Origin of the sequence: Cryobacterium lyxosi (assembly GCF_004403345.1) — a bacterium.
GTDB lineage: Bacteria > Actinomycetota > Actinomycetes > Actinomycetales > Microbacteriaceae > Cryobacterium > Cryobacterium lyxosi.
In genome coordinates this window covers 80,166-89,769 of the sequence record NZ_SOGT01000013.1, presented here as the reverse complement: position 1 = coordinate 89,769, position 9,604 = coordinate 80,166, and the positions used below count along the sequence as shown (strand labels likewise).

Sequence of the window (9,604 nt, the reverse complement as noted above, 5' to 3'; positions counted from 1 at the left end):
CCAACCGATCGGCTGGGTGGCAGACAGTACTTCACGTTCACTTTCACCTCGTCCCTCGCTCCGACGACGACGGCTTAGTTCCTTCGTGGACGAAACAGGATGGTGACGTTGATGAGCTCGCTGTTATCGCTGGCAAGCTGAAGTAACATTGCGGATCCCCTTGAGGCATAATTCCGATGCCCCGCTCAAGGTTCGGCTTACGGGCCTGTGCTGGCGCCCGCAGTGGCATTCGCATCCGGCTCGGTTCGTGTCACTCTTGGATGCCCTCGGAGTCACCGTGAATGTTGGATCGCTCTTCGTTGTGGGTACTTTCCCGTTGAACGGTGGCGAACCATCGTGGGTTTTAGAGTTGGTTGAGGTGGTGGCGAGTGGCGAGGACAGAGTAATCGACTGGGGCATTTGCCGTTTCAGCGGAGGGTTCTGGTTCCCCTGCCACGATGCGTAGAGGGAGTAGGCCAGCCCACACAGAGCGATCCTCTCCATCTCCTGGCTCCTCAATTAATGACGAACTGTTGTCTTTCACGCTTGCCGTCGTGAGCGGCACCCGAAGGACCATCGTTGCGGCCAGCTCACGCTGAAGAATTGGCCGTACTTCCCCTGCCCGACCAGGCATCAGGTGTTCAGCCAGCATCACGAGTGCGGCTTCTTTCTCGGCGTCCGGAAGGGCGGTCGCAACCCCGTGAATAACGGCCGCGCGATACCGCATTGAGCTATCGAAGAGCGAGCGAGCATAGACGAGCCCATCGAGATGAGTCACGGTGATGCATAGCGGCACACCCGCGGCCAGTCGTCGGAAGAAGTCGCTACCCGTCGACCCGTGGAGGAGAATTGAATCGCCGTCGCGTGCGAACCCGACCGGCAGTGCTACTGGCAAAGAATCACGCACAATCGCGACGTTCGCGGCCAAGCCCTCGTCGAGCACCGAATACAAGGCGGAACGTTCAGTGGTTTGGTAGTGAGCCAGACGACGCACCTGTGTCTGTTCAGTCAAGGGCAGGGCACCTTCAGCTTTAGTTTCCATTCCATCATCAAAACTGACGAAGCGGACCATGTAATAGACCAGTTTCATAGGTTTCTACTGGACCAGTAGGAAAATAGAGCCATGATCCTCCTCGAGCCTCTTTGCCCTGGCACGGACACGCCACTCTCCGAGCAACTCGCGCGTCAGATACGGTCTGCGGTTGTCGACCAGTTCCTCAGAGCGGGCGATGCTCTCCCGTCATCACGCGAACTTGCCATCACCTTGAAGATCGCGCGAGGGACAGTTGTGACTGCCTACGACACACTCGTTGGGGAGGGCTTTCTCCTGAGCTATCCAGGTCGCGGGACGTTCGTCGAAGACATTCCCCGCCTCCCATCGAGTCCGCACCCTCAGGAAGACCGATCCACCGCTAAATGGACAATGTCGGAGGGAGGCATCGATTTGCGGCCTGGGTACCCATCCACCCGGGGCCTGGCGGATGCGACGTGGCGCTCCGCGTGGAGGCAAGCGACCTCCCGTGACCCGAGCTCCGTGAGGGTCACGTCCCGCTGAGTGGTGGAGTTTCTCAACACCGTGCGGGTCAGTTGGTTTAGTTTAAGCGGCAGCGAGTTCTGGGAGGATCACCGCCTCGTCGAGGACCTCGACGGGGTTGTTCATGGTGGTCAGCTCGAGCATCGAGGCTTCGGAGAAGTAGCGACGTTCGCCGGCTTCCCATTCGTCATGTTGCTCGATCAAGACAGACCCTGCCAAGCGCAGCAGGGCGGCAGCGTTGGGGAAGACACCGACGACGTCAGTGCGGCGTTTGATCTCTTTGTTGACCCGTTCCAACGGGTTGGTCGACCAAATCTGTCGCCAGTGACGCCGCGGAAAAGCAGCGAACGCGAGCAGGTCAGGTTGGGCATCAGTGAGCATCGCGGCGACCTTCGGGTGCGAGCGACCGAGCATGGTGGTGACCTCCCGAAACTGCTTCTCGATGTGCTCACGGTCGGGCTGGGCGAAGATGGTGCGGATGATCGACGCCACCATCTCTTGGGATCCTTTCGGGACCACGGCGAGGACGTTGCGCATGAAGTGCACCCGGCATCTCTGCCAGCCGGCGCCTTGAAAGACCGTCCCGATGGCTTTCTTCAGCCCGGTGTGGGCGTCAGACATGACCAGCTTCACCCCGTCCAGACCTCGAGTTTTCAACGACCGCAGGAAGCTGGTCCAGAAACCTTCGTTCTCGCTGTCGCCCACGTCGAACCCCAGTACTTCCCGGCGTCCGTCGGCGGCTATGCCGATCGCGACGACGACGGCCTGGGACACGATACGGTGTCCAACGCGCGCTTTGCAGTATGTGGCGTCGAGGAACACGTAGGGGAAGTCCTGCGCGGCCAGGGTCCGGTCGCGGAACTCGGCCACTTCCGCGTCGAGGCCGGCGCAGATCCGGGACACTTCCGATTTGGAGATCCCCGTATCAGCGCCGAGCGCCTTGACCAAGTCGTCGACCTTGCGGGTTGAGACACCGTGGACATAGGCCTCCATCACAACGGCGAACAGTGCCTGGTCGACGCGGCGGCGGCGCTCGAGCAGGGCGGGGAAGAACGACCCGGCGCGCAGCTTGGGGATCTTCAGATCGAGGTCCCCAGCCGTGGTGCTCAAAGTCCGGGATCGGGTGCCGTTGCGGTAAGTGGTGCGGTCGCCGGAGCGTTCAAACGGGGCGGCGCCGATGAATGCGCTCGCTTCCGCATCGATCAGTTCTTGGTACAGAGTTTCGGTCGCGACGCGGATGCGGTCGGTGACATCGGTGAGTTTGAGTTCTCCCAGCAGGTTGAGCAGGGCAGACTGGTCTAGAGCCATCGTGTGGTGTCCTTCGTGAGTTGCTTTAGTCGGTACTCACTGACCATCCCACGGTGGCTCCTCGCGTTGGCGAAGCAACGCTCAAGGCCGGGAAACTCCACCACTCAATGGGACATGACCGTCGCGAAAGCCCAAATACGGGTTCAGAGTGGTCATCGAAATTCTCCTCGGTGAGTGTGCGCTGACTGCTGGATTCAGCCATTATGTCCCGGTTCCCCCGGTTTTTCAGCGCGTGGCCGAGCGCTCATTGCGCTGCGCACGCGGTGAATGAAACCCGAGTCTGAGGGTCGACAGGCACCAGCGGAGTGGCCAGAATAGGGGCAACGTTTTGCTCGTCGTTGACGTGCCTGTGTCGAACCGGCGGCGGCAACGGCGTGGTCCCGAAGACGAGAAGTCCGATGAGCACAGGAAAAGCCGACCGCGCCGCGCGCAATCTGTCTGCGAGTCACCCGCCGTACCCCGCATCTTCCGGCTACGCCCCCGTGTCGGATCGCTCCTTCGTAGCAACCTGGCTGTTCTCCTGGTTGCTCGGATTTCTCGCCGTGGACCGGTTCTATCTGGGCAAAGCAGAGACCGGAACACTCAAACTGATCACTCTGGGAGGCTTCGGCCTCTGGTGGCTCATCGATCTGATTCTCGTGCTGACCGGTTCACAGCGTGACAGGCAGGGCCTGCCCCTGTCCGGTTTCGACGCGAACAAAAAAACGGCCTGGCTGGTCACGGTGGTGGGGGTCCTCGTGTCGGCCGCCGTGTCGGGCCTCAGCGCGATCTTTGACGTGCTGGTGGGAGGCTGACCGGCTCACCTCACCCATCACACCGAAACGCCCCCGGCCTCGGTACAGGAGGTCGGGGGCGTTTCGGTGCTGCGGCTGCGTTACGAGGGCTGTCCGGTGGGAAGGACGGCGATGTGCTGCAGATTCACGTGTGCGGGGAGGCTCACCGTGAAGGTGATGATTTCGGCGATGTCTTCAGCGTTGAGCAGTGTGATGCTGTCGTCAGCACCGGCAATCCAATCCGACACGCCGGCGTCGGTCACGTGACCGGCCAGTTCGGTCTTCACAAGCCCCGGTGCGATCGATCCCACGCGCACGCCCTGTGCACCGAGCTCCACACGCAGTGTGGTGGTCAGGTGCGTGACGAACGCCTTCGTGGCGGAGTACACCGAGAAGTTGGGAAAGATGTTCTGCCCGGCGATGGAGCTCGTGTTGATGAGGTCCGAGGGGCCGCCCTTCGCGGCACTGACAACGAGCTGGTCGACGAACGCACCGATGGTGGTGACGAGCGCCGTGACGTTGAGGTCGATCTGGTGCTTCCACTGATCGACGGCGTGCTCCTGCATGGGGGCGGGGAGCATGATGCCGGCGTTGTTGAACAGGATGCTCGTGGTGCCGAGCTCCTTCTCAACGGTGGCGGCGGCGCGGCTGATGGCGTCGGCATCCGTCACGTCCGCGACGATCACGAGCGCGGTTCCGCCGGCGGCGGTGATCTCAGCGGCGAGCGCTTCAAGCTTGTCAGCGCGACGCGCGATCAGTGCAACCGATGCGCCGCGGGAAGCGAGCTGACGTGCAGTTGCCTCACCGATTCCGCTCGACGCGCCGGTGATGACCGCGACGCGGCCGTTGAGGTTTGCGGACAAAGTCATGGTGTTCCTTTCGTGCGGACGTGAATGCCCACACCTAGGGGAACCATCGGAGCGCCCGGATATGCCCGCACAACCGCGCCCCCGTCTTCCTAGGACAAGTTGTCCCCGGCTGATGTGCAGCCGGCCTGGGCGATACTGGAGTCATGGACACCGCTGGCACCCTCACTGATTTTCTGCGCTCTGCCCGGGCTCGGCTTGCGCCCGGCGACGTGGGACTGCCCCTGAACCGGACCGTGCGGCGGGTGCCGGGATTGCGCAGGGACGAAGTTGCCGGAATAGCCGGGGTGAGCGTGGATTATTACGCCCGCATGGAACAGGGCCGCGTGACCCAGGCATCCGACGCGGTGATCAATTCCCTGTCCGTGGCCCTGCGCATGAACGAGACCGAGCGCACCTACCTGTTCACGCTGTTGTCAGCGTCGACGGGTGGGCGGCTCGACGTGCGGGGACGCACGAGCACGGTGCGCGCGCCGCTGCAGGGCATCATGGATTCCCTCACCGGCTCCCCCGCCTTCGTGCTGGGACCGGGGATGCAGGTTCTGGCCATGAATTCCCTCGCGGTGGCGCTGATGGCCGACTTTGGCGCTCGCACGGGTCACCGGCGGAGCCTGGCGCACTGGACCTTTCTCGACCCGTCTGCACGGTCGTACTACCAGGACTGGGACCTGATCGCAGCGGATGTGGCCGCGATCCTCCGACGGGACACGTTGAGGCACCCGCACGACCCCGCCATGACAATGCTGATCAAGGAGCTGATGGAGCAGAGCCCCGAATTTGAAGCGATGTGGGCCGAGCATCGGGTCTACGAGTGCACCTTCGGCATCAAACGGCTGGTGCACCCCGTCGTCGGGCGCATCGATGTGGACTTCGAGAACTTTGCCGTTGCCGGAGAACCGGATCAGGAATTGTTTGTGTACAGCGCCCCGGTCGGCTCGCCGTCCGCCGATGCGCTGAGCATTCTGGCCGCCTGGAACGTGCAGCAGACACGGCCGGCGCGGAGCCCAGAAACCACCGTTGCCGGGTGACCGGGCACCAGCAGCGCTAGGGTCAGGGTATTCGGCTCGACCGCGTTGATCAGACGCGTTATTAGAGGAGACCCATGCGCTATCAGGCAACGATCATTGTGGTGGCGGCCGTGACCAAGCCGGAGGCGCTGAGCGCGATTTCTCAGGTTGTGGGCCGGCCCGTGCAGGGTAGCGCGGCGCATCCGTTCGTCGCGTTGCCCGACGGGGGTCGCGTCACGGTGGAGGTACCGAAGTTCGGCGAAGCGCCCCCGTTGGCCATCGACGTCACCGATCCGCGGAGTGACAGCGACGCCCGGGCTGCTGCTGAGACGCTGCTGGTCTCCCTCGGCGACGCCACCGGGTGGGCCATTCATCATCTGCAGGCCTCGGCCGAGTAGCCGATACAGTGATCTTCATGGAACGATCATCATGAAACTCACCGACGTTGGCGCCCCGGATCGCAGCTTTTCGCGGTGGCTGAGCGACGACGAGATCGGCCAGGTGATCGCGCATAAGCGCGGCTGGCGGCTGGCTCCAGACGGGCGGGTCATTGCCGGCAAGATTTTGCACCGCACCATTGCCTCATCGCTGGCCGCGTTGAGCAGCGCGGCGGTCGCGAACCGTTGGGCGTCTCGCCCGGCCGAGCCGCGCAGCGACGGCAGCGGCCCCACCCACATGATGTGGGGCATCGTCGACGCCCGTTCCGACGCGGAAATCGCCGAACAGATCTAATCACCCGGTGCGCTACGCACCGGCAGGCAGGAACACACCGGCTGGCACGGAGGCATTCGTTGTAGCGTGAGAGCATGACCAACCTGACGCCCCGTTACATCGAACCCGGCCAGCCCTTCGATCGCGACACCAACTACATCGAAGATTGCATCACCCGTGACGCGCGGGACGGCTGACCCGTCCAGACCGGTCGATATCGCCTTGTGGCCGCGCGGGCATGCCCCTGGACGAACCGCACCGCAATCGTGCGGCGGTTGCTGGGTCTTGAACGGCGCTGCGGATGTCGACGCGTTGGGGGTTGCCGTGCATGTCACGGCCGGCGCCGGTGGCGACGCCGAGGAAGAACAGCGCGGCGAGATGGGTGGCGTAGGTGTGGCGGAGGTCGTGACTGTGGACGTGCGGGAAGAAGGTGCCGCGCTTGTGGGCGTTTGTTTCGGCCATGGCGGACACGTCTCCGGTGATCTCTTGCGCGGTAGCGTATTGCAGTGGTGCGCCGTCGCGGGTGGAGATGAAGAGCATGGCGGGTTCGCCGCTGGGAGTGACGAGGCGGCGGCGTTCGCTGGCGGTCATGGTGTTGAAGAGCCGGGCGGTGCCGGTGGTGTCGATGATGCCGCGGAAGGTGGGTGTGGGCAGTTGGGCGACGTGAATGGGGTCGGCTGGTGTCCAGCCTTTGAGAAGTGCGTTGCGGGAACCACCGTCGGGGTTGGCGTAGTCGTGGACGCGTTGTAGGTGGTGGCGGAAGGCTGGGAGGCGCACTTCGCGGCGGATTTTGCTGGTCGCGCCGGGGAGGTACATCTCGACGAGGTCGCCGGGGCGGCTTTGGTCGGGGAGTTCGTAGATGGTGAGGTGGGCGAGTGTGTCGACGCGGCCGCCGCAGGCGACGCCGAGTGCGATGAAGGCGGCGTCGCGGGCGCCGGTGAGGCTTCCGGTGGTGGCGCGGTTGGCGCCGTGGATCCAGGCGGTGCCGAGGAGTTCGTCAATCTGTGGTGGCTCAAGGGGGGTGCCGGCGGCGCTGGCCTTTGGTACGTTGCGGCCTTCACGCATGGAGGTTACGACGCCTCGGGGCGTCCGGATGTTGTCGAGGGTGATGGGGACTTGGATGCGGTGGGTGTCGCGCAGCCACACGTAGAACTGCTTAATGGCTGTGCGGTCGCGGCTCCAAGTTGTTCCGGCGACGCGGGTTTGGTCGTTGACGGTGCGTTGGTTGACGTAAGCCACGATGTGTCTGTTGGTGGCGCCGCGGAGAGAAGTGTTTCGGTCGACGAGGAAGGCGACGTACTGGGAGAGGCTTTCGGCGTAGCTGGCGGACGTCTTCGTGCTGTAGGGACCGCCCGTGCGGGCGGCGACGTAGGCGAGCCATGCTGAGGCGTCAGGTTCGATGTGGCCGTCGATGGTGAGGACGGGGGCGAGCAGGGGTGGGATGTCGAGCGGGGGTTGGCCGAGGTCCTGTTCGATGAGGTCGGGGTCCCAGACGCCGCCTTGTTGGATCCGAACCCGTCGCATTTGGAGCCTCTCGTTCTGAGTGACACCAGTATGACGTGAAGCAGAATTGAGGGATAGTCATGGTCCCGGTATTTACCCGGGACCATGACTTGGAGCAGCTCTGGATTAGGAGACAGACGACATTCCCGGAGATTTACCGCTTCAGGTTGGTGAGCTCCTGCAAGACCTCGTCTGAGGTGGTGATGATTCGGGCGTTGGCCTGAAAGCCGCGCTGGGCGACGATCAAGTTGGTGAATTCCTGCGAGAGGTCAACGTTGGACATTTCGAGCGCACCGCTGGTGAGGGAGCCGAGGCCAGCCGCGCCCGGGGTGCCCAGTTCGGCGCCACCGGAATTGAAGGTCGCGCGGTACGCGGAGGAGCCAGCCTTCTCGAGCCCGCCGGGGTTGACGAAGGTGGCCAGGGCTATGCGACCGATGGCCTGCTGTTCGCCATTGCTGAACAGGCCGATGAGCGTGCCGTCGGCACCGAGCGTGTAGCTGTTGAGCGTACCGGCCGCGCTGCCGTCGTCGGTGTTGCCGGCAACGGTGGGGAGACCGGCGAAGCCCTTCAGGGCGCTCAGGTCCATGGCGATCTCGTCAACCGTCAGGTTATTCAAGCTGGTGAAATTACCCGTGGCCTTGCCTTGCGCGTCGACCTCAGCGGTGAGCTGCAGGGTTTGAGCAGCGTCGTCATTCGTGTTCGACACAATCCAGCCATCAGCGCCGGGCTGGCCGGTGCGGGTGAACGTCAGTGACACCGTTCGGGAATTGCCGAGGTCATCGTAGACATCGACGGTGCGCACAAGGGACTCGCCAACCGGGGAATCCGCTGGCAGGTTTCCGGTGAAGGTCGCGCTGAGTGACCTGACCGCGGGAACAATCGCGCCGACGGGTAGCGTGATGTTGCTGACCGGTCCGCCAGCGTTGACGACGCCGTTGACGGCGCCCCAACCCTGTACGATCGCGCCGTCGGGCGAGACCAGCCGGCCGGCCGAGTCGAAATTGAAGGAACCGGCGCGGGTGTAGAGGCTTTCACCGCCGAGAGACGTGATGAAGAAGCCATCGCCGGAAATCATAAGGTCGGTGGTCTTGCCGGTAGATTGCGCGGAGCCCTGGGCGAAGTTCGTGGAGATTCCGGCGACCTGCACACCGAGGCCGACCTGGGCCGGGTTGGTACCACCGGTGGTGGCCGTGGCGCCGCCGGCGGCCTCGGTCAACTGCGACAGGGTGTCCTGGAATTGAGTGGCAGACGCCTTGAACGCCGTCGTGTTGACGTTGGCGATGTTGTTGCCGGTCACGTCGAGCATGGTCTGGTGTGAACGAAGGCCAGAGATACCGGAGTAGAGAGAACGAAGCATGAGATGCAAGCCTTTCGAGAAAGAAGGAGTACGTGGTGAAGTTGGTGAAGTGACGGGATCGCTGGGCTTGGGGCCGGGGGTCAGGCCGCGGTGGTCGACTCCGCGGAGTCTTTAGCGACTGAGGTGTCGTCGGTGACCGTGGGGCTGGTCACGCCGGAGATGACGTCGAGGGCCACAGGTTCACCGTTGACGGTGACCGTGGGAATGGGGCCGGCGAATGATACCGACGAAGCGAGCCCTGTGATTTCGACGCCGTCGGCGTCGGTATAGGTGACCGTCTCCCCCACCAGGGCTGTCGCCGAGGTGCGCATCTGTAAGGAGAAGCCCTCCTCGCTCGCGGTGGCCATTTCGGTGAGCTTTTCCATCATGGCTAGCTGGGTAGTCTGGGCGATCATCTCGTTGGTATCCATCGGGGAGCTGGGATCCTGGTTTTGCAACTGCGTCACCAGAAGCGACATGAACACCTCCGAGTCCATGGACTGTTTGGGGGTGCGCGTCGTAGTTGTAGACGAGTACATTCCGGTCGGAGCGGCGGCAGTGGCCGCCAGGGCGTCGATAGTCACGGT

General features: G+C 63.4%; 11 protein-coding genes. 5 read left to right on the top strand and 6 right to left on the bottom strand.

Annotated features, from left to right (window positions below; all coding sequences use genetic code 11):
- Nucleotides 1–343 precede the first annotated feature (343 nt).
- The gene (locus tag E3T27_RS12550; RefSeq protein WP_198416534.1) at nt 344–1,069 is read right to left on the bottom strand and encodes a pyridoxamine 5'-phosphate oxidase family protein; all 726 of its coding nucleotides are present in this window, start codon (nt 1,067–1,069) and stop codon (nt 344–346) included.
- 33 nt (nt 1,070–1,102) lie between these two features.
- On the opposite strand from E3T27_RS12550, the gene E3T27_RS17385 reads away from it, so the two are divergent.
- Nucleotides 1,103–1,534 (top strand): GntR family transcriptional regulator, encoded by a 432-nt coding sequence (locus E3T27_RS17385; protein ID WP_104196155.1) that lies wholly within the window; start codon nt 1,103–1,105, stop codon nt 1,532–1,534.
- Nucleotides 1,535–1,576: 42 nt separating this feature from the next.
- Here E3T27_RS17385 and E3T27_RS12540 read toward each other — a convergent pair whose 3' ends face one another.
- The gene (locus E3T27_RS12540; RefSeq protein WP_134573146.1) at nt 1,577–2,821 is read right to left on the bottom strand and encodes an IS256 family transposase; all 1,245 of its coding nucleotides are present in this window, start codon (nt 2,819–2,821) and stop codon (nt 1,577–1,579) included.
- Between the two features lie 398 nt (nt 2,822–3,219).
- Here E3T27_RS12540 and E3T27_RS12535 point away from each other — a divergent pair, with 398 nt between their 5' ends.
- Nucleotides 3,220–3,615 (top strand): TM2 domain-containing protein, encoded by a 396-nt coding sequence (locus E3T27_RS12535; protein ID WP_134573144.1) that lies wholly within the window; start codon nt 3,220–3,222, stop codon nt 3,613–3,615.
- 80 nt (nt 3,616–3,695) lie between these two features.
- Here E3T27_RS12535 and E3T27_RS12530 read toward each other — a convergent pair whose 3' ends face one another.
- A complete protein-coding gene (locus E3T27_RS12530) occupies nt 3,696–4,463 on the bottom strand; it encodes an SDR family oxidoreductase (protein WP_104195822.1) in 768 nt (255 codons plus the stop codon).
- A gap of 143 nt (nt 4,464–4,606) precedes the next feature.
- Here E3T27_RS12530 and E3T27_RS12525 point away from each other — a divergent pair, with 143 nt between their 5' ends.
- The 3 genes from E3T27_RS12525 (at nt 4,607) to E3T27_RS12515 (ending at nt 6,199) form a co-directional block, all read left to right on the top strand.
- The gene (locus tag E3T27_RS12525) at nt 4,607–5,488 is read left to right on the top strand and encodes a helix-turn-helix transcriptional regulator (protein WP_104195821.1); all 882 of its coding nucleotides are present in this window, start codon (nt 4,607–4,609) and stop codon (nt 5,486–5,488) included.
- A 74-nt stretch (nt 5,489–5,562) separates the two neighbouring features.
- Nucleotides 5,563–5,865, top strand: coding sequence for a hypothetical protein (locus tag E3T27_RS12520; RefSeq protein WP_134554354.1), 303 nt, complete (start codon nt 5,563–5,565; stop codon nt 5,863–5,865).
- 31 nt (nt 5,866–5,896) lie between these two features.
- A complete protein-coding gene (locus E3T27_RS12515) occupies nt 5,897–6,199 on the top strand; it encodes a hypothetical protein (RefSeq protein ID WP_104195819.1) in 303 nt (100 codons plus the stop codon).
- Between the two features lie 150 nt (nt 6,200–6,349).
- Here the strand turns inward: E3T27_RS12515 and E3T27_RS17380 are convergent, their stop codons facing one another.
- From E3T27_RS17380 to E3T27_RS12490, 3 genes are all read right to left on the bottom strand, one after another.
- Complete coding sequence (locus tag E3T27_RS17380) at nt 6,350–7,702, bottom strand: site-specific integrase (RefSeq protein WP_420898067.1); 1,353 nt, start codon at nt 7,700–7,702, stop codon at nt 6,350–6,352.
- A gap of 133 nt (nt 7,703–7,835) precedes the next feature.
- Nucleotides 7,836–9,038, bottom strand: a complete 1,203-nt coding sequence (locus E3T27_RS12495; protein ID WP_134573143.1) for a flagellar hook protein FlgE — start codon at nt 9,036–9,038, stop codon at nt 7,836–7,838.
- A gap of 80 nt (nt 9,039–9,118) precedes the next feature.
- Nucleotides 9,119–9,601, bottom strand: coding sequence for a flagellar hook capping FlgD N-terminal domain-containing protein (locus tag E3T27_RS12490; RefSeq protein WP_134573141.1), 483 nt, complete (start codon nt 9,599–9,601; stop codon nt 9,119–9,121).
- Nucleotides 9,602–9,604: the final 3 nt, after the last annotated feature.